General features: G+C 36.6%; 19 protein-coding genes and 1 tRNA gene. 18 read left to right on the top strand and 2 right to left on the bottom strand.

The genetic code is table 11. The annotated features are described in order from the left end of the window. Window positions 1-39: 39 nt before the first annotated feature. A complete protein-coding gene (locus AC3RVF_RS00375) occupies window positions 40-3,312 on the bottom strand; it encodes a protein O-mannosyl-transferase family (RefSeq protein WP_489690629.1) in 3,273 nt (1,090 codons plus the stop codon). Between the two features lie 237 nt (window positions 3,313-3,549). On the opposite strand from AC3RVF_RS00375, the gene AC3RVF_RS00370 reads away from it, so the two are divergent. Further along, window positions 3,550-3,622, top strand: a tRNA-Gln gene (locus AC3RVF_RS00370). A 347-nt stretch (window positions 3,623-3,969) separates the two neighbouring features. Here the strand turns inward: AC3RVF_RS00370 and AC3RVF_RS00365 are convergent. After that, the gene (locus AC3RVF_RS00365) at window positions 3,970-5,214 is read right to left on the bottom strand and encodes an NAD(P)/FAD-dependent oxidoreductase (RefSeq protein ID WP_489690630.1); all 1,245 of its coding nucleotides are present in this window, start codon (window positions 5,212-5,214) and stop codon (window positions 3,970-3,972) included. 102 nt (window positions 5,215-5,316) lie between these two features. Here AC3RVF_RS00365 and flxA point away from each other — a divergent pair, with 102 nt between their 5' ends. The 17 genes from flxA to AC3RVF_RS00280 all read left to right on the top strand — a co-directional run bounded on the left by flxA (window position 5,317) and on the right by AC3RVF_RS00280 (window position 18,481). After that, window positions 5,317-6,843 (top strand): flexirubin biosynthesis tyrosine ammonia-lyase FlxA, encoded by a 1,527-nt coding sequence (gene flxA, locus AC3RVF_RS00360; protein WP_489692505.1) that lies wholly within the window; start codon window positions 5,317-5,319, stop codon window positions 6,841-6,843. 68 nt (window positions 6,844-6,911) lie between these two features. Continuing rightward, window positions 6,912-7,664, top strand: a complete 753-nt coding sequence (gene flxB, locus AC3RVF_RS00355; RefSeq protein ID WP_489692504.1) for a flexirubin biosynthesis SDR family reductase FlxB — start codon at window positions 6,912-6,914, stop codon at window positions 7,662-7,664. Beyond that, complete coding sequence (locus AC3RVF_RS00350; protein ID WP_489692503.1) at window positions 7,645-8,895, top strand: beta-ketoacyl-[acyl-carrier-protein] synthase family protein; 1,251 nt, start codon at window positions 7,645-7,647, stop codon at window positions 8,893-8,895. The genes flxB and AC3RVF_RS00350 overlap by 20 nt, the downstream gene beginning before the upstream one ends. 4 nt (window positions 8,896-8,899) lie before the next feature. Beyond that, window positions 8,900-9,142 (top strand): acyl carrier protein, encoded by a 243-nt coding sequence (locus tag AC3RVF_RS00345; protein ID WP_489692502.1) that lies wholly within the window; start codon window positions 8,900-8,902, stop codon window positions 9,140-9,142. Between the two features lie 18 nt (window positions 9,143-9,160). Next, window positions 9,161-10,051, top strand: a complete 891-nt coding sequence (locus AC3RVF_RS00340; RefSeq protein WP_489692501.1) for a lysophospholipid acyltransferase family protein — start codon at window positions 9,161-9,163, stop codon at window positions 10,049-10,051. 8 nt (window positions 10,052-10,059) lie between these two features. Further along, window positions 10,060-10,500, top strand: coding sequence for a hotdog family protein (locus tag AC3RVF_RS00335; RefSeq protein WP_489692500.1), 441 nt, complete (start codon window positions 10,060-10,062; stop codon window positions 10,498-10,500). 78 nt (window positions 10,501-10,578) lie between these two features. Next, on the top strand, window positions 10,579-11,007 hold the full coding sequence (locus AC3RVF_RS00330) for an acyl-CoA thioesterase (RefSeq protein ID WP_489690637.1): 429 nt from the start codon (window positions 10,579-10,581) through the stop codon (window positions 11,005-11,007). A 3-nt stretch (window positions 11,008-11,010) separates the two neighbouring features. Next, on the top strand, window positions 11,011-12,159 hold the full coding sequence (locus AC3RVF_RS00325; RefSeq protein ID WP_489692499.1) for a beta-ketoacyl synthase N-terminal-like domain-containing protein: 1,149 nt from the start codon (window positions 11,011-11,013) through the stop codon (window positions 12,157-12,159). A 46-nt stretch (window positions 12,160-12,205) separates the two neighbouring features. After that, window positions 12,206-12,823 (top strand): 3-oxoacyl-ACP synthase, encoded by a 618-nt coding sequence (locus AC3RVF_RS00320; protein ID WP_489692498.1) that lies wholly within the window; start codon window positions 12,206-12,208, stop codon window positions 12,821-12,823. Then, the gene (locus AC3RVF_RS00315; protein WP_489692497.1) at window positions 12,820-13,077 is read left to right on the top strand and encodes a phosphopantetheine-binding protein; all 258 of its coding nucleotides are present in this window, start codon (window positions 12,820-12,822) and stop codon (window positions 13,075-13,077) included. The genes AC3RVF_RS00320 and AC3RVF_RS00315 overlap by 4 nt, the downstream gene beginning before the upstream one ends. Before the next feature lie 84 nt (window positions 13,078-13,161). Continuing rightward, window positions 13,162-14,364 (top strand): beta-ketoacyl-[acyl-carrier-protein] synthase family protein, encoded by a 1,203-nt coding sequence (locus AC3RVF_RS00310; RefSeq protein ID WP_489692496.1) that lies wholly within the window; start codon window positions 13,162-13,164, stop codon window positions 14,362-14,364. Continuing rightward, window positions 14,364-15,428: a beta-ketoacyl synthase N-terminal-like domain-containing protein gene (locus AC3RVF_RS00305; RefSeq protein WP_489692495.1), complete on the top strand. Its 1,065-nt coding sequence runs from the start codon at window positions 14,364-14,366 to the stop codon at window positions 15,426-15,428. The genes AC3RVF_RS00310 and AC3RVF_RS00305 overlap by 1 nt, the downstream gene beginning before the upstream one ends. After that, window positions 15,422-16,198, top strand: coding sequence for a polysaccharide deacetylase family protein (locus AC3RVF_RS00300; RefSeq protein WP_489692494.1), 777 nt, complete (start codon window positions 15,422-15,424; stop codon window positions 16,196-16,198). Before AC3RVF_RS00305 ends, AC3RVF_RS00300 begins: the two co-directional genes overlap by 7 nt. Beyond that, the gene (gene lolA2 / locus AC3RVF_RS00295) at window positions 16,191-16,817 is read left to right on the top strand and encodes a flexirubin biosynthesis/transport protein LolA2 (protein WP_489692493.1); all 627 of its coding nucleotides are present in this window, start codon (window positions 16,191-16,193) and stop codon (window positions 16,815-16,817) included. Before AC3RVF_RS00300 ends, lolA2 begins: the two co-directional genes overlap by 8 nt. Further along, window positions 16,795-17,421, top strand: a complete 627-nt coding sequence (lolB2, locus tag AC3RVF_RS00290; protein ID WP_489692492.1) for a flexirubin biosynthesis protein LolB2 — start codon at window positions 16,795-16,797, stop codon at window positions 17,419-17,421. Before lolA2 ends, lolB2 begins: the two co-directional genes overlap by 23 nt. Window positions 17,422-17,486: 65 nt before the next feature. Beyond that, window positions 17,487-17,858, top strand: coding sequence for an ApeI family dehydratase (locus tag AC3RVF_RS00285; protein WP_489690646.1), 372 nt, complete (start codon window positions 17,487-17,489; stop codon window positions 17,856-17,858). After that, a complete protein-coding gene (locus AC3RVF_RS00280) occupies window positions 17,855-18,481 on the top strand; it encodes a hypothetical protein (RefSeq protein ID WP_489692491.1) in 627 nt (208 codons plus the stop codon). Before AC3RVF_RS00285 ends, AC3RVF_RS00280 begins: the two co-directional genes overlap by 4 nt. Window positions 18,482-18,500: the final 19 nt, after the last annotated feature.

Raw genomic sequence — 18,500 nt, 5'->3', positions numbered from 1 at the left:
TTTACCGGTTTTTCATCAATTTGATGGCGTACGTTCCATTTATTCTAAAAGATTAGAATCTAAAGGAATCTCGATGGTCGAGTCTTTTTCTACATCTCTGTCTAAATCCATAGCTTCGTCTGGAGAATAGAAATGACGGAATAGTTTTAAATATTCGTTGAATTCTTCTGCTTCAGATCTAGCGTATTGCTCTTCGTCGTACACGGTAACTAACTGCACCAAGCTTCTATAACGTTCCATATCGCTTATTATATCTTCGGCAATAGCGCGCTGCTTGTTGAATTTTAAGCTGTTGTAATACTTAAGATGTTCTTGGTATTTTTTTGAAACATCTTCATATACCTTTCTAGCTTTTTCAGGCTTATCAAGTTCATAATACCCAATTACGAATGGCTCCAATAGCGAATAATATTCAAAATAATCTATTGGCATTTTTTCCATACCAAGATCGAGTATTTTTTCAGCTTTGTCCATTTTACCTTCATTTATAAGGGCTTCGGCAAGACGTGCCAAATTACTTCTATAGGTTATACCATTTCTTCGGGTTTCGGTATCGTGGTAAATATCTGGGCTACCACTGTTACCCCAATCCCAAGACATAACAATATTGTACATTTTATCGGCGTCAATTCGACCCATATCAAACGGGCTTCTTTTGTCTAATGCTGTTTTAATTGGCACCAATTTATAGACCACACCATCTAATTGCAGGTAATCTTTCATCCAAAGATAATCGTCGTCGCCAAAGCTTCCGCCGCTAAAATAAATTGGACGCTCCCAGTTATTGTTTGCGATAATATCTAGCATCATCATTCTATTTTTGTACAGAATGTCGCCTTTTAGATTAATATCTATATACGGAACTATTTTATCAGCATCTTTTGGATCTACGATTCCGCTTCTCAAAACTGCTTCTTTATTTACAGGTATACGAAGTACTTTTGACGGGAAAGTGTTCACCATTTGCCCACTCGGAAGTTCCATTTGGGTTGCTGGACTATCGTTGGCCACAAAATTCATCCACGTTTTAATATCGATGGTATCCTGTGTAGTTTTTTGATGGATTAAAAAGTCGCGCGTTCCCCAGCGATATTTATCGTGTGTTAATTGTGAAGGAATAGGGTCGCTTGTGAAGGCTTTTTTCTTCATATCGTCGATATACCAATCGGTTTGGAACAAACTCGTGTTCACAATACGAACATCTTGTCTGTAGCCTTCCACGTTTTGTGCATACCAAAGTGCAAAGGTGTCATTATCTCCAATTGTGAAGAGAATAGCGTTTTTATCACAGGAATCTAGATACATTTTTCCCATTGATTGGGCAGTATAACGGTTGCTGCGGTCGTGATCATCCCAGTTTTGGGTAGCAAGTAAAATAGGAGCTGCCAAAGCCGAAATGGTTAGCACAACCGGAAGTGCTATTTTAGGTTTCACATAGTCTTTCATCATGTCGAAAAGAGCGTAAACCCCATAACCTATCCACATGGCAAATACATAGAAACTTCCTACTAGCGCGTAATCCCGCTCTCGAGGTTCAAAAGGTCTTTCATTTAAATAAACCTTCAGCGCTAAACCTGTAAAGAGGAATAACACTAATAGCACCCAAAAGCTTTTTTGATCGTTCTTAAAGTGAAATACTAAACCTATTATTCCCAGAATTAGCGGAAGGAAAAAGTATGTATTCCGAGCTTTGTTATCTGTCATATCACTAGACAACATGTCCTGATTACCTAACCGCAGTTCGTCAATAAATTTTATACCGCTAAGCCAATTGCCGTGCAGATCTGTGTATTGGCCTTGCACATCATCCTGTCTTCCGGTAAAATTCCACATAAAATAACGCCAATACATATAACCAAACTGAAACTCGAACATGAATTTCATATTCTGATAAAAGGATGGTTTTTGGATGTCGAGATATTGGCCAAAGTTTTTCAGAAACTTATCGTAATCGCTTTTGTCTACGAGGCCTTGATTGTAGGCTTGTTTAAATTTATTCACCTCATCTACTAATCGAGGTTCGCTTAAATATTCACTTTTAACCGAAAAGTCTAAACCGCCAGTAAACTCCATGTAGTTGGCGTTGTGCTCTGTGCTCCACATTCTGGGCATAAATGCCTTTTGCGAATCTTCGGTGTTTTGGCCAGCATTTTTATAGTTATTTACAATAATGTATTTGCCGGTGGCTTCGTCTTTTTCGTATTTAGGTTTTTCGTCTTTATAGGGATTGTCTTCATCTAAGCCAGCATAGGTTTCAGTAAATAGCGGCCCATAAAAAAGATGTGTTTCGGGGTATTGTTCACGGTTGTAATACGCTAAAAGTTCGCGAGCGTTGTTCGGATTGTTTTCGTTAATTACTGTTCCGGCATTTGCGCGTATTGGTAGCATTAACCAACTAGAAAAGCCTATAAAAATAAAGAGAATACAAAGCAAAAGGGTGTTTAACTGTACAAATCCTTTTTTTCGAGTTAATCGTAAAGTGTATATGAATACGAATATAAACAGCAGGCCGGCAATAATAGTCCCTGAGTTAAAAGGTAGACCGATACTGTTTATAAAAAATACTTCTGAAGCACTAAAGAACTTTAATGTCATTGGAAGCAAAAAGATAAAAATAAATAGCAGAATCGCGACGGTCACAATGTTTGCAACGATAAAGTTTTTTACGGTTACGGTTTTATAATGTTTAAAGAAATATAAAAATCCGATTGCTGGAATAGTTAGCAGAGCCATAAAGTGAACCCCAAAAGAAAGTCCAATAATAAAAGCGATAAGAATTACCCATCGGTTGCCGCCAGGTTCTAGCATTTCGCGTTCCCAGCGTAAAGCTGTATAAAATAGAACCGACATTAAAAATGCGGCACTAGCGTAAACTTCTGCTTCAACAGCGCTGTACCAAAAACTGTCAGTAAAAGCAAATGCTAACGAGCCAACTGCTGCGCTACCAATAATAGCCATGGCGTTAGTTTTTTGAATTTCTTGGTGTTTTGAAACCACATTGGTAAGCAAAATAGTAAGCGACCAAAACATAAATAGAACAGCAAATGCACTAGAAAAAACAGACATTAAGTTAATTGTAAGTGCAATTTGGGAGGCATCAGAAGCAAAGATGCTGAAAAACGCTCCGAGTAATTGATACAATGGAGCTCCTGGTGGGTGACCAACTTCCAGATTACTGGCGGTTGTAATATACTCTCCCGCATCCCAAAAACTAGCGGTTGGTTCAACGGTTAACCAGTAGGTTATTAGGGCGATAGCAAAGACCAGCCAGCCTGTAATTTTATTCCATTTTGTAAAGTTGAAAGACCCCATAAGTGCATTTAAATTTTAATGGGACGAATTTACTAAATATATAGATAGCCCAAGTATGTAAATGTGGTAACGTGCAATATGAAGTGATATTTTCAACTAATTTGATAAAAGTGAAAAATGCCTGTAAATTTTTTTAATGAAATGTTTGTACAAGACAAACTTTGTATTAAATTTGCACCTCCTAAGCTAGAAAATATTTTTTTAGCCTTGGTGGATGAAAATCCAAATTTATTGAATTGGCCCATGGTGTAACTGGCAACACGTCTGTTTTTGGTACAGAAGAGTCTAGGTTCGAGCCCTAGTGGGCCAACAAAAATTAAATCCCAATCTTGAAAAAGGTTGGGATTTTTCATTTCTTATGTATTTCTTGAAATTACTGTTTTGTTGGCTCACGTGACCGTGGGTGGCAGAAACACAAAAGCAGTAGGCTTTTGTGCTTCTGTCGTTCCCTTTGCTATAAATCCCAATCTTAAAAAAGGTTGGGATTTTTCGTTTTTTATGTATTTTTTGAAATTACTATTTTGTTGGTCCACGTGACCGTGGGTGGCAGAAATACAAAAGCAGCAGGCTTTTGTGTTTCAGTCGTTTCCGCGCTGTAACCCCAATCTTGAAAAAGGTTGGGAATTTTTAATATATTGCTATTTAAAAAAGCAAATATTAGCTTACCGTCTCATTCTCCATATCAATAACCTTCGCAACCGTTTTTACAAGTCGGTCGTGGTTTTTTACAAAAGGATTGGTTTCATCCCAAACATAACCCGCAAGTACCGCGCAAATTTGTTCTTTTATTACAGGGTTTTCAGGACGGTGAAAAAATATTTTCTGAAGATTGCCAGAGTACCATTCGCTAACGTAGGTTCTAAAAACATCTACGCCTTTCATAATGTAGTCTGTGTACTCTTTTTCCCAATCAACTGGTTCATCTTTTAATTCTTTTGTAATTAATTTGGCGGCTTTCAATCCAGATTCTGTGGCAAAAGTTACGCCGGAAGAAAACACCGGATCTAAAAATTCGGCACTATTTCCCGTTAGGGCATAGCCTTTTCCGTAAAGCTGCTTCACCGCTTTTGAATAGTTTTTAATAATATGCGGCTCAAATAGAAATTCTAAATCTTTAAGTCTGTCGTAATAATAGTCTGAGATTTTCAGCATTTCTTGGAGTTTCTCAGTATTTGTTCCTTGGAAAGATTCAATAAATTCCGTTGGACCCACAAAACCAATACTTGTATTTCCGTTTGAAAATGGGATTACCCAAAGCCAAACGTCGTCCATTACTACATCAAAAGTAATTAGCGTGCCTTCAACACCTTCGGGGCGTTCAGTTTCTTTTAAGTGGGTGAAAATTGCAGAATTTGGATTTAGAGTCGAAGGTTTTTCCAAATCTAGTAATCGCGGCAAAACCCTGCCATAGCCACTACTGTCAATTATAAATTTCGCAGTTATTTTATAATCGTTGCCATTTTCGTCTTTTACAGTTGTAGTTGAATGACCCTTTTCATCAAAATCAACCGCAGTAACTTCGTGTCCGAAAGATACGTCCACACCTTTTTTTACGATTTCGTTTGCGAGGGTTTGGTCAAAATCTGCGCGCGGAGCTTGCCAGGTGTAATCCCAACCTGAAGTATGTTTTTTTCCAAAATCAAAATTACAAACTACATTGTTTTTTAAAAATCTGGCGCCCGACTTTATTTCAAAATTCTGCTCCATCAAACAATCTAAAAGTCCTACTTCCTCAAAATGATCCATGCATCTAGGCAGAAGACTTTCACCAATTACAAAACGTGGAAAGACGCTTTTCTCAACAACTTTTATGCTTATACCGTTGTTTTTTAAATAGGAAGCCGCTACGCAACCCGAAGGTCCAGCGCCAATTATTAAAACATCTACAGCATTATCATTCATAATTATTAAGTTAAAGATTATTAAAAAACTCTAAATTTACAATCTAAAATTTTCATAGTATTTGGAAAAATTAATTTAACAAAACATTTGATTCAAGCCTAAATGCCAATATTAAAAGGAAAACTGGAAATTGCTGATTTTGATGAAATTATCTTCAAAAACGATACTGTCCAACTTCACAAAGATATATTAGAAAGAGTTCAAAAAAGTTTTGACTTTCTAAAAGAATTTTCTGAAAATAAAATTATTTACGGCGTTAACACTGGTTTCGGCCCGATGGCGCAGTATAAAATTAAGGACGATCAGCGCATACAATTGCAATATAATCTTATCCGCAGCCATGCGTCGGGTACCGGAAATATAATTTCTCCGCAATATGTTCGGGCTGCCATGCTTGCGCGTTTAAACACTTTGAGCCTTGGCCACAGTGGGGTTCATCCTTCGGTTATTGAATTGATGAGCGAATTATTAAACAGAGATATTATTCCACTTATTTACGAACACGGCGGCGTTGGCGCTAGTGGCGATTTGGTTCAACTTGCTCATTTGGCGTTGGTTTTAATTGGCGAAGGCGAAGTTTTTTATAAAGGCGAACGTAAAAATACCGAAGCAGTTTTCAAACTTGAAAACCTGCAACCCATAAAAGTAGAGCTTCGCGAAGGTTTAGCTTTAATGAACGGAACCTCAGTAATGACGGGTATTGGCGTTGTAAATGTGCTTTACACAAAGCGAATTTTGAAGTGGATGATTAAAGCTTCGTCTGCAATAAATGAAATTGTAAAAGCGTATGACGACCACCTTTCATTTGAATTAAATGAAACAAAAAGACATGAGGGGCAGCGTAAAATTGCAGAGATGATGCGCGTTCATTTAAAAGATAGCAGCTTAACCCGAAAGCGAGAACATCATCTTTATAACGGGTCAAAAAGCGAGAATGTTATTGAAGAAAAAGTACAGGAATACTATTCACTTCGTTGCGTGCCGCAAATTTTAGGACCTGTTTTGGATACGCTGAATACTGTTGAAAAAGTACTAATTGAAGAAGTAAATTCGGCTAACGACAATCCAATTGTAGATGTTGAAAAGCGAAATGTATATCACGGCGGAAATTTTCACGGCGATTATGTTTCTTTAGAAATGGACAAGCTGAAAATAGTCGTCGCAAAAATGACGATGCTTTCTGAACGTCAATTAAACTATTTGCTCAATTCAAAATTAAACAACATTTTACCTCCTTTTGTTAATTTAGGAAAATTGGGGCTAAACTTTGGAATGCAGGGAGTACAGTTTACTGCAACTTCCACAACTGCCGAAAGCCAAATGCTTAGTAACCCAATGTACGTGCATAGCATCCCAAATAATAACGACAATCAAGATATTGTGAGTATGGGCACAAACGCTGCGTTGATTACAAAAAAAGTAATTGAAAATTCTTTTGAAGTTGTTGCAATCGAGCTTATAACAATTGTTCAGGCAATAGAATACCTAAAAGTGCAAGACCAAGTTTCTTCAGAAACCAAGAAAATGTATGATGAAATTCGTGCAATTGTTCCGGTTTTTAAGGAAGATGTTGTAATGTACCCCTACGTGAATAAAGTGAAAGAGTTTTTGATGGATTTTTCAAAATAACTTCAGAAATAGTATAATTCCGACAATCAGCTTGGAGTCTAAGATATAATTCACCACAAAATACACCAATGGAAGAAAAAAATCTAAAACAGAAATACGCATTAGTCACGGGAGGTTCTCGCGGTATTGGTCGCGCAATTTGTATTCAATTGGCAAAGGATTTAGAATATGCCCTTCTTATAAATTATAACGGCAATAAAGAAGCAGCCCTTCAAACATTGAAAGAGGTTGAAGCATTAGGCAGCAAAGGCGAAATAATCCAGTTTGACGTTACCGATGCCAACGCAGTAAATAAAGCATTGGAGCAATGGCACGAAAACAATAAAAACGCTATAATTGAAGTGCTTGTAAATAACGCGGGCATCACTAAAGACGGTCTCTTTATGTGGATGAAACCAGACGATTGGCACAGTGTAATAAACACCAGTTTGAATGGTTTTTATAATGTTACAAATGCATTGATTCAAAAATTATTGGTCAACAAATATGGAAGAATTATCAATATGGTTTCAGTTTCTGGCTTAAAGGGAACTGCAGGCCAGGTAAACTATTCCGCTGCAAAAGGAGCCGTTATCGGTGCTACAAAAGCATTGGCGCAAGAAATTGGAAAGCGGAATATAACAGTAAATGCTGTAGCTCCTGGGTTTATTAAAAGTGACATGACCGCAGAACTTGACGAAAAGGAACTAAAAAAATTGATCCCAGCCAACCGTTTTGGCGAAGCGGAAGAAGTAGCACATTTGGTGAGCTTTTTGGCATCACCAAAAGCTTCGTATATTACCGGGGAAGTAATAAATATTAATGGCGGAATTTATTCATAAATCTGAAGGAGACGTGAGAAGAGTAGTTATAACTGGAATGGGCATCTATTCCTGCATTGGTAAAAACTTAGAAGAAGTTAAAGAGTCGTTGTATAACGGTAAGTCTGGTATTATTTACGATGAAAAGCGTAAAGAATTCGGCTATCGTTCCTGTTTAACGGGCTGGGTAGAAGAGCCTAATTTAAAGGAACAGCTCTCCAGAAGGGAACGCATTAGTTTGGGGCAAGAAGGTGCTTATGCCTACGCTGCAACTACGGAAGCACTAAAAAATGCCAAAATTGACCAACAATTTCTCGATGAAAACGAAGTGGGAATTCTCTACGGAAACGATAGTACAGTAAAATCTGTAATGGAATCTGTAGATAAGATTCGTGAAAAAAAAGATACAACCCTAGTTGGTTCTGGCGCTATTTTTAAAGCCATGAACTCTACGGTAACGATGAATCTCTCTACAATTTTTAAATTAAAAGGCATAAATTTTACTATCAGTGCCGCTTGTGCCAGCGGTTCCCACTCTATTGGGATGGCTTATTTCTTAATTAAAAATGGGTTACAGGATTGTATTATTTCTGGCGGAGCGCAGGAAATTAACGAACTCGCAATGGGTAGTTTTGATGGTTTAGGTGTTTTTTCTACACAATCTAATCCCACAAAAGCAAGCCGTCCTTTTGATAAAGACCGCGACGGACTTGTGCCTAGCGGTGGCGCTGCAACCTTGGTAATTGAAAGTTACGAAAGCGCCGTAAAACGTGGCGCCCCAATTTTGGGTGAAATTATTGGCTATGGTTTTTCATCTAATGGAGAACATATTTCAACACCAAATATTGATGGTCCTTCAAGAGCGATGAAAATGGCCTTGAAACAAGCAAACATCGATAAGGCTAAAATTGATTATGTAAACGCACACGCAACTTCAACGCCCGTTGGCGACGCAAACGAAGCGCTTGCAATTATTGATGTTTTTGGCGAAAAAGGCCCATTTGTAAGTTCTACAAAATCAATGACTGGTCACGAATGTTGGATGGCAGGAGCGAGCGAAGTTATTTATTCTATGTTAATGATGGAACATTCCTTTATCGCACCAAATATTAATCTTGAAACGCCTGATGAGGCGGCCTCCAAATTAAACCTTGTTAACAAAACGTTAGACAAAAAAATAGATGTATTTTTGTCCAATTCTTTCGGGTTTGGTGGTACCAATTCCGCATTAATTATTAAAAAGTGCACCTAGTAAAATGAATAAAGAAGTTATAGTTGAGAAGATAAACTACTTTTTGGTAGATGAGTTTGAGGTAGAAACTGATGATATACAACCAAAGGCCAATCTAAAGGAAACTTTAGAGTTGGACAGCTTGGATTTTGTGGATTTGGTAGTTGCCATTGAGGCCAATTTTGGCGTAAAATTGACTGGTGAAGATTTCCTTAATGTAATAACACTTCAAGATTTTTACGACCTGATTGAAACGAAAATAAGCTAAATTTTTCAATAACTGTTTATGGCAGGTGAGTGGGAAGGTAAAAGCAAAGGAACCGTTTTTGGGTATAAAATCTTTATATTTTTTATTCGGAAATTAGGGATTCGCGCCGCTTACGGACTGCTTTATTTTGTTGCGTTATATTATGTTTTCTTTGCAGGCAAAAGCACACGTTCCATTTACTACTATTTTCGAAAAAGACTAAAATATTCTTTGCTGAAGAGTCTTTTCAGCGTTTATAAAAGTTATTACGTATTCGGAAAAACCATCATAGATAAAGCCGCAATTTCTTCTGGTTTAAAAGATAGGTTTACACACGAGTGCGATGGCGTCGAGAATATTATAAGCCTTTTAGACAAAAAACAGGGCGGTATTTTAATTAGTGCCCACGTTGGTAACTTTGAAATCGCCGAATATTTTTTCGAAGAAATTGATACTCGTTCGCAAATTAGCCTTGTTGCTACAGATGCCGAACATGTAAAAATCAAAGAATATATGGAAAAAGTTACCGTACGTTCTAAGGTGAAATTTATTTTGGTCGAAGAAGACATGTCGCATATCTTTAAAATCCACAATGCGCTTAGCAATGGCGAATTGGTCTGCTTTACGGGCGATAGATATATGAAAGATCAAAAAATATTGACGGGATCCTTAATGGGAAAGAATGCAAATTTTCCCGCTGGTCCATTTTTATTGGCAAGCAGATTGAAGGTGCCTGTGTTGTTTGTTTATGTAATGAAAGAAACTAACAATCACTATCATTTATACGCCCGTCAAGCGGAAGTAAAAAATCGCGATGCCCAAGGTTTGTTGCAAAAATATACTGAAAGCGTTGAATGGATTTTGAAAAAACATCCCTTGCAATGGTTTAATTATTTCGACTTTTGGGAAACAGATAACGATTCAAAATAAAAACTTAAATGAATATTTTCACCGAAATAATCACAGACAAAGAATTCCTCGGAACGTTAATTCCGCAGAGAGCACCGTTTGTAATGGTAGATAAATTACTTCATTTTGAAGAGAGAAAAGTGGTTGCGGGATTAACTATTTCCGAAGAAAATATTTTTTCGAAAAATAACAAATTCGCCGCCCCCGGTTTAATTGAGCATATGGCTCAAACTGTTGCGCTTTATACAGGTTATCAATTTTTTCTAAGAAAAGAAGCCGCTCCAACTGGTTATATTGGCGCTATTAAAAGTGTTGAAATTTTTGAACTTCCGGATGTTGGCAAAGAACTAAAAACAACTGTAAATATTCTTCACGAAATTATGGGCGTTACATTGATAACCGCTCAAACCGAATGCGAAGGTAAAATTGTTGCTGTCAGCGAAATGAAAACTGTATTGGGCAAAATTTAAAGCACACACACAGCAGAAACCTTTAGCGGGAAAAAATTAATTGTATATTCTGCCAGGAATAATTTATAGTCGAAAAAAATGCTAGCTAATTCTAAAAAAGAAATAAGTTTTACTTCTGAAATACGCGTGCGTTTCACAGAAACCGATCCCTTGGGAATTGTGTGGCACGGTAATTATATTCAATATTTTGAAGATGGTAGAGAAGCTTTTGGGCGCGAACACGGCATTTCGTATTTAGAACAGAAAGCCAACGGATATACTTCGCCAATCGTAAAATCTTCCTGCGAACACAAGCTACCACTACGCTACGGCGATGTTGCGACCATAAAAACTACTTTTATAGATTCGCCGGCGGCAAAAATGATTTTTAGGTATAGCATTTTTGACCCCAAAGAAAGGTTGGTTTGTATAGGCGAAACCATTCAGGTATTTTTAGATAATGAAGGCAAACTTTCATTGACAAATCCTGACTTTTTTGCACATTGGAAAAAACAAATGGGTCTGTAAAAAATGATTAAAACATATCTTTCATACAACAATATTTATAGCAACTTGGGCTTTGACAGCCATACTGTTGTGGAAAATATTTTGAAAGGAGTTTCGGGCTTGGCTAAACATGACGACCGCTCGCTTTTGCCTGAACCATTCTGTGCTTCCCTAATCTCTTCGGAAGTAATAAAGGAGGAATTCAACAAAATTGCGGATGCTTTAAAGTTTACAAAACTTGAACAAATGCTAATTCTTTCTTTGAAAAAAGTAATTGATGCTTCTAATATACCTTTAAATGAAAGAGTTGGACTTATAATTTCAACTACAAAAGGAAATATTAATGTGCTCGAAAAAGAGAGCGATTTCCCTGAAAGTCGGGCGTATTTAAGCGAATTGGCGAAAGTAATTCAGAATTTTTTCGGCTTTAAAAATGAGGCTATTGTAGTATCCAATGCCTGTGTTTCGGGAGTTTTAGCTATTTCTGTGGCAAAACGTTTTATTTCTGAAGAAAAATACGATCACGTTTTTATAGCCAGTGGCGATTTGGTAACAAAGTTTATTCTTTCTGGCTTTAATTCATTTCAAGCTTTATCTGCGGAACCTTGCAAACCTTTTGATAAAAATAGGGTAGGCATAAATCTCGGGGAAGTTGCCGCAAGTGCTTTGGTTACTTCTTCAAAAGAAAATCTTCCGAAAGAGGCGGTTGAAATTTTGGGAGACGCCACTTGCAACGATGCAAACCATATCTCTGGCCCTTCCCGCACTGGCGAAGGACTTTTCCGTAGTGTAAAAGCTGCGCTTAAAGAGGCTAAGATGGATGCTTTAAATATAGATTATATCTCCGCTCACGGCACAGCAACGTCTTTTAATGATGAAATGGAAGCTATCGCCTTTAGTCGTTTGGGAATGGAGCAAGTTCCAATTAACAGTTTAAAAGGATTTTTCGGACATACTTTGGGGGCGTCAGGATTGTTGGAAACCATTGTGGGAATGCATTCTTTGGAAAAAAACACACTTTTTTCATCCAAAGGATTTACCGAAATTGGCGTTTCAAAAAATATGAATATCATCAAAACCAATACACCCAAAAACTTGCAGACATTCCTAAAAACCGCGTCGGGTTTTGGAGGTTGCAACACCGCGGTAATTTTCGCAAAAATAAATAGCTAACCAGTGTGCTTTTGTATAAAATGTTTGAGAAAATAAATTTAAAAAGTTGATTGAGAAATTTTACATAACAAGTTATTCCCACATTAAAAACCATACTGTTTCAGTAAATGGCAAACTGCTTTTTAGTGATACTCCCGAAAATTTTTCAACCTTTATAAAGAATGCTTACAAATTTTTAAATACAGATTATCCCAAGTTTTTTAAAATGGATAATCTCAGCAAACTCGCTTTTTTGGCGGCCGAAGTATTGTTGAAGAATGTAAACTTAAACGAAAAAGAAAATAACGTAGCCCTTATTTTTTCAAACAAGGCTTCCAGTTTAGATACAGACCGAAAACATCAAACTGCTATAGAAAACGATGCTGAATATTACCCCAGTCCAGCGGTTTTTGTTTACACGCTTCCAAATATATGTTTGGGCGAGATAAGTATCAAACACAGCCTGTATTCTGAAAATAGTTTTTTTATCTTTGATCACTTTAATGCCGAGCATTTGCAACTGTACGCCAACAATTTATTGCGAAGTGGTAAAGCAGAAAAAGTACTTTGTGGCTGGGTAGATTTTGATGAAAATAGCTACGAAGCTTTCCTTTATTTAGTTGAAAAAAGGGGCGAAACTGAACACGACATTGAAGAAATAAACAGATTATACAATAAATTATGAGTGACTTAAAGCAAGAATTAAAAGCAAAAATCATTGAACAATTAAATCTCGAAGATGTTTCAGTTGCTGAGATTGCAGATGATGACAAGCTTTTTGGCGACGGTTTAGGTTTAGATTCTATTGATGCTTTAGAACTTATAGTGATGCTAGACAAAGATTACGGCATCCGCTTGAGCGACCCAAAAGAAGGAAGAGAAATTTTTGAATCTGTACAGTCAATGGCAGATTATATTTTAGAACACCGCACAAAATAATTCTTATAAATAGTCTTGAATTGATGGCGTGTTTCATATTTAGCACAGTCAATTTGCGGTCGAATTTTTTAGTACAATCAATAAATGAGCAAAGGCGTAGCCATAACGGGAATGGGTATAATTTCTGCCATTGGCAACAATGTGGCGGAAAATTATAATGCGCTCATAAACGAAAAACAAGGCATTTCTCGCGTTGAAAATATTGAAACTATTCATCGTACTGAAATTATGGTTGGAGAAGTAAAATTTTCTAATGATGAATTGATATTGCAGCTCAGCCTTCCCTCAGAAAACAATTATTCTCGAACAGCATTGCTCGGTGCGATTGCCGCAAAAGAGGCGATTGCGAACGCTGGAATAACCGAAATTAAAAAATACAAAACAGGTATTATTTCTGGCACCACCGTGGGCGGAATGGATATGACCGAAAAATATTATTACGATTACCTGACAGAAAAGCCACTACAAAAATACATTGAAAGCCATCACGCTGGAGATTCTACCCAAAAAATCGCTTTACAATTAGGAATTGAAGAAAGCTTGGTAACAACGATAAGCACCGCTTGTTCTTCCGCTGCGAATGCAATTATGCTTGGCGCCCGACTAATAAAATCTGGAAAATTGGATCGTGTTTTGGTGGGCGGGACGGACTGTCTTTCAAAATTTACTATCAACGGTTTTAAAACTTTGATGATTTTGAGCGATACTTACAATTCTCCTTTCGACGAAAACAGAAAAGGATTGAATCTCGGTGAAGCCGCAGCATTTCTGGTTTTGGAAAGCGACCAAGTTGTAAAAGCCGAAAACAAAAAAGTGCTCGCCTATGTAAAAGGCTACGGAAATGCAAATGATGCTTTCCATCAAACCGCTTCTTCTGAGAATGGAGAAGGCGCAACTTTAGCGATGGAAAAGGCATTGAAAGTTGCAGCTTTAAAACCTTCAGAAATTGATTACATTAACACTCACGGAACAGCCACTGGCAATAACGATCTTTCGGAAGGCCGCGCAATGCAACGAGTTTTTGGTGAATTGATGCCTGATTTCAGTTCCACAAAAGCTTTTACGGGACACACGCTGGCAGCAGCTGGAGCCGTTGAGGCAGTTTATTCCGTTTTAGCACTTCAAAATAATGTGATTTTCCCAAACTTAAACTTTAAAACCCCGATGAAGGAATTTTCATTGGTACCGCAAACGGAATTGAAAGAAAAGGAATTGAAATCGGTGCTTTCAAATTCACTTGGTTTTGGTGGAAATTGTTCAACCGTAATATTTTCAAAAGAAGCGTAATGAAGAAAGTTTACATAAACAGCATCGCTTCTATTTCGCCTCAAAAAACTTTTGATAACACTTCTTTTTTGGATGAAATTATTGATTATAAAGACCCTATAATTTTCGCCCAAAATCCAGATTACAAACAATATATTTCGCCAATTGCTGCCCGCCGAATGGCCAAAGGCATTAAAATGGGTGTGGTCGCTTCAAAAATTGTGATGGCTGAAGCCGGAATTGAAACCGTTGACGCAATTATTACTGGCACTGGATTGGGCTGTATGATTGAGACGGGAAAATTTGTGAGCGCTATTATCGATAACAATGAAGAATATTTGACACCCACCGCTTTTATTCAAAGTACGCACAATACGGTTGCTGGCCAGATTGCGCTGGGATTGGAATGCAAAGCTTATAATTTTACTTATGTGCATTCGGCAATTTCCTTTGAATCTGCTTTGCTCGATGCCAAAATGCAATTAGAAAATGAAGAAGCAGCAAATATATTAGTGGGCGGCGTTGAGGAATTGGAAGAACATACTATAAAAGCTCATCGCATTATTAACCATATAAAGCGTGAAGACGCAACTATTTCCAGTGTTTTAGACGCTAAAACCGAAGGTGCTGTTTTTAGTGAAGGCGCAAATTTCTTTGTGGTTTCAAATGAAAAAAAACAATCTTGTTATGCTGAATTGCTCGCGGTTGAAACTTATAATACGCTTCAAAAAGAAAAGGTTTCAAAAACCATCGAAAGCTTTTTAGCGCAAAACAATTTGACGGTGGACGATGTTGATATTGTTATTTTGGGCAACAATGGCAACGTGAATTTTGATGATTATTACCAGCAACTTTCAGAAGGAATTTTTAAAAATAACCAACAAGTTTTTTACAAACATTTAGTTGGCGAAAACTATACTGTTTCTGCTTTTGGGCTTTGGCTTGCTTCCAAAATATTGAAATCGCAGACCATTCCCGAAATCGTAAAAATTAACGCCATTAAGCTTACCGAAATTAAAACGGTTTTGTGTTACAATCAATACCGCGGTGAAAACCATAGTTTAATTCTGCTGAAAAAATGTTGAGATTTTACACCATAAACGCGTTGGCTTTAGTAATCTTTTTTGGATTGCTGCTCGCAGGTTTTTTTGGCGATATTCCAGCTTGGTTATATGTTTTGTTCGTGCTTATTTGGATTATAATTACTGCAATCGGGTCTTTTCAAATTAAGTTGAATTATCATTTTCAATCCTTAAATTACAACTACAAAGTTACAGGAAATTATATTTCAATCACTTTTGATGACGGTCCAAACCCAGATTTCACGCTAAAAGTTTTATCGCTTTTAAAAGCGCACAACGCAAAAGCTACTTTCTTTTTAATCGGTAAAAATGCGGAAAACCACGCGGAAATAGTTCGTCAAATTATTGATGAAGGCCACACAATCGGGAATCATTCGTATTCACATTCCAAAAATTTCGGGTTTTATTCTGCAGAAAAAATTGTTGCAGAATTGAAACAAACCAATTCAATTCTTAAAGAAATCACGGGGAAGGAAATGAAAATGTTTCGTCCACCTTTTGGCGTAACCAATCCGAATATTAAAAAGGCTTTAAAAAGCTCGGAACATTTTTCAGTCGGCTGGAGTAAACGCAGTTTGGACACCACAAATATTTCCGAAGAAAAAATCTTAAAACGAATTACTACCAACCTAAAAAAGGGCGATATCATTCTGCTCCACGATAGCAGTGCAAAAACGCTAGCTGTGTTGGAACAGTTATTGCTATTTTTGCAATCGCACAAATTGCAGTCGGTTCCGGTGGACCGCTTACTTGAAATTGAAGCTTATGCGTAATTATTTTCTATTACTATTTTTTATTATTGGCGGCTCGCTTCAAGCGCAGGAAACTGCAATGAATACTTCTGAAATTGCTTCTTTTAAAGAAAAAGTAATCGCTACGGCAAAAACAACCAAAACGATAAAGACCGATTTTGTGCAATACAAACACCTCGACTTTTTAACGGAAGATGTAAAAACGTCGGGAAAAATGGTTTTTAAAGCGCCAGATTTGGTAAAGTGGGAATACACAAACCCATACCAATACAGTGTAATTTTCAAGGAAGATCAACTGCTCATCAATGATGGCGGTACTAAAAGTAAAGTGGATATTGGTAATAGTAAACTATTCAAAAAGCTGAACCAATTAATTGTAAGTAGCGTAAAAGGGAATATGTTTAATGATGCCGATTTTACGGTTTCCTTCTTTAAATCTTCAAAAAATATAAAAGCAGTATTTATTCCGAAAGACAAAAAAATAGCCGGTTACATAGCGTCCTTTGAGCTGCTTTTTAATAAAGATGATGCGCAGGTTTACGAGGTAAAAATGGTGGAGCCATCGCAGGATTTTACGCGAATTATTTTCAGTAATCGCGTTTTAAATAACACAGTAAATGATTCGGTTTTTAGCAATTAGTTTTTTCGCAATTGTAGCATTGGCGTCGTGTTCTTTAAAAACTACCGAAGGATTGCGGCAAGTGCAATTCACGAAAACTACAGTAGAAAACCCTTATTTTTCAAATCCAGAAATTGATTATGTGTATAAGGCGAAAATTGCTGTTTATGGTAAAAATTTTGGAGGAATATTGATTGTAAAAAAAATTGCTCCCGAAAATCACCGCGTTGTTTTTACAACCGAATTTGGCAGCAAACTGTTCGATTTTCAGTTTGAGGACGATACTTTTACGAAGCATTTTGTAGTGGAAAATTTAGACAAAAAATTTATTATTAATGTTTTAAAGGACGATTTTAAATTGTTAGTAAACGAAAGTGCTGAGGTTATAACAGTTTATGAAACCGAAAATCAAAGGCTTTATAAAACACAATTAGATAAAAGTTTCAATTTTTATTTTCTGAACAACAAGAATGATAAGCTCGATAAAATTGTAAATACATCAAAATCGAAAGAAAAAGTGGTGATTAATTTTACTTCTTCCGAAGAAAATATTGCGGAGATAATTACAATAAAACACAGCAATATTAAGCTAGCGATAGACTTGGAAAAATTCAAAAATGAATAATCTCCGGAGATTAATTTTCTAAAAAGCGGGAAATTCCCGAACTCCATAATTCAATTAAAACAAATATGTTAATAGAAGGATTATATAAAGTTATTAGTACCGAGACTACGGTCGACGGAATTTTGGCAACGATTCAATTAAACGAGAAACATGCGATTTTTAAAGGGCATTTTCCAGGAAATCCAGTAATGCCGGGTGTTTGTATGATTCAAATTATACAAGAATTGACTGAAGATAAAACGGGTAAAAATTTATTATTGGCTGTTTCGTCCAATATTAAATTCACGGCAATTATTAATCCTAAAAAAAATGCTGTATTGAAAATTTCTATTGATATTACTGAAGAAAATGGAGAAGTGAAAGTGAAAAACATTACTTCTTTCGATGAAACAGTTGCGCTAAAGTTGAATGCTACTTTTAAGGTTATTGAATTATGAGGTATATAATAATTTTCTTATTTATTGGGTGTTCAAATGTATTTGCCCAGGATATTATCTTTTCAAAATCAGAAAAGAAAATTGAAGCTAAAATAATTGAAGCCAACGACGAGGGCTTTAAATATAAAAGCGCACAAAACCCTGACGGACCTACATATACTATTGCAAGATCTGAAATAAAAGAAATCGTTTTTGAGAATGGCTCGGTTGAAGTTTTTCGGAAAGCTCCGCCGCCATCTCCTCTTTCCATTGAAGAAGTAAAGTCCATAATTTTACAAAAAATAAACACGTATGCTTTTGATCTTAAAAGTGCTAGTCGCCCATTTCGCGCCAGTTTTGAAGGAGATTACTTGAAATTAGGGATTATGAGAAGTCGCTTGGATGAGTATTACATTGATCCGGTTTTGTATGATTTTTCCAGGGCGTATGACTTCCAAGATATTTCTTATCGCTCCAATGGAGCATTCATAAATGTATTTGTAGGTTTTCTTAATAAAAAGGGAAAAGTTGAAAAAGTGAAATTGGTAATTCGGGTGATGGAACAGAATCAAGCCGAAGAAATTGTAATATTTCTTAAAATTTACAATAGATTTCTGGCTGAAAAGAATATTGGGATTGATTAACGCTGAACCTTTTGGTGTT

This window comes from Aequorivita sp. IT1183 (genome assembly GCF_058068265.1).
Note: the sequence above shows the minus strand (reverse complement) of the source record. Positions and strands in the feature narration are given on the sequence as shown.

Excerpts from the sequence above, each read along its gene's own strand:
- AC3RVF_RS00375 (WP_489690629.1), bottom strand. The coding sequence starts at position 3,312 with ATGGGGTCTTTCAACTTTACAAAATGGAATAAAATTACAGGCTGGCTG.
- AC3RVF_RS00365 (WP_489690630.1), bottom strand. The coding sequence starts at position 5,214 with ATGAATGATAATGCTGTAGATGTTTTAATAATTGGCGCTGGACCTTCG.
- flxA (WP_489692505.1), top strand. The coding sequence starts at position 5,317 with ATGCCAATATTAAAAGGAAAACTGGAAATTGCTGATTTTGATGAAATT.
- flxB (WP_489692504.1), top strand. The coding sequence starts at position 6,912 with ATGGAAGAAAAAAATCTAAAACAGAAATACGCATTAGTCACGGGAGGT.
- AC3RVF_RS00350 (WP_489692503.1), top strand. The coding sequence starts at position 7,645 with ATGGCGGAATTTATTCATAAATCTGAAGGAGACGTGAGAAGAGTAGTT.
- AC3RVF_RS00345 (WP_489692502.1), top strand. The coding sequence starts at position 8,900 with ATGAATAAAGAAGTTATAGTTGAGAAGATAAACTACTTTTTGGTAGAT.
- AC3RVF_RS00340 (WP_489692501.1), top strand. The coding sequence starts at position 9,161 with ATGGCAGGTGAGTGGGAAGGTAAAAGCAAAGGAACCGTTTTTGGGTAT.
- AC3RVF_RS00335 (WP_489692500.1), top strand. The coding sequence starts at position 10,060 with ATGAATATTTTCACCGAAATAATCACAGACAAAGAATTCCTCGGAACG.
- AC3RVF_RS00330 (WP_489690637.1), top strand. The coding sequence starts at position 10,579 with ATGCTAGCTAATTCTAAAAAAGAAATAAGTTTTACTTCTGAAATACGC.
- AC3RVF_RS00325 (WP_489692499.1), top strand. The coding sequence starts at position 11,011 with ATGATTAAAACATATCTTTCATACAACAATATTTATAGCAACTTGGGC.
- AC3RVF_RS00315 (WP_489692497.1), top strand. The coding sequence starts at position 12,820 with ATGAGTGACTTAAAGCAAGAATTAAAAGCAAAAATCATTGAACAATTA.
- AC3RVF_RS00310 (WP_489692496.1), top strand. The coding sequence starts at position 13,162 with ATGAGCAAAGGCGTAGCCATAACGGGAATGGGTATAATTTCTGCCATT.
- AC3RVF_RS00305 (WP_489692495.1), top strand. The coding sequence starts at position 14,364 with ATGAAGAAAGTTTACATAAACAGCATCGCTTCTATTTCGCCTCAAAAA.
- AC3RVF_RS00300 (WP_489692494.1), top strand. The coding sequence starts at position 15,422 with ATGTTGAGATTTTACACCATAAACGCGTTGGCTTTAGTAATCTTTTTT.
- lolA2 (WP_489692493.1), top strand. The coding sequence starts at position 16,191 with ATGCGTAATTATTTTCTATTACTATTTTTTATTATTGGCGGCTCGCTT.
- lolB2 (WP_489692492.1), top strand. The coding sequence starts at position 16,795 with ATGATTCGGTTTTTAGCAATTAGTTTTTTCGCAATTGTAGCATTGGCG.
- AC3RVF_RS00285 (WP_489690646.1), top strand. The coding sequence starts at position 17,487 with ATGTTAATAGAAGGATTATATAAAGTTATTAGTACCGAGACTACGGTC.
- AC3RVF_RS00280 (WP_489692491.1), top strand. The coding sequence starts at position 17,855 with ATGAGGTATATAATAATTTTCTTATTTATTGGGTGTTCAAATGTATTT.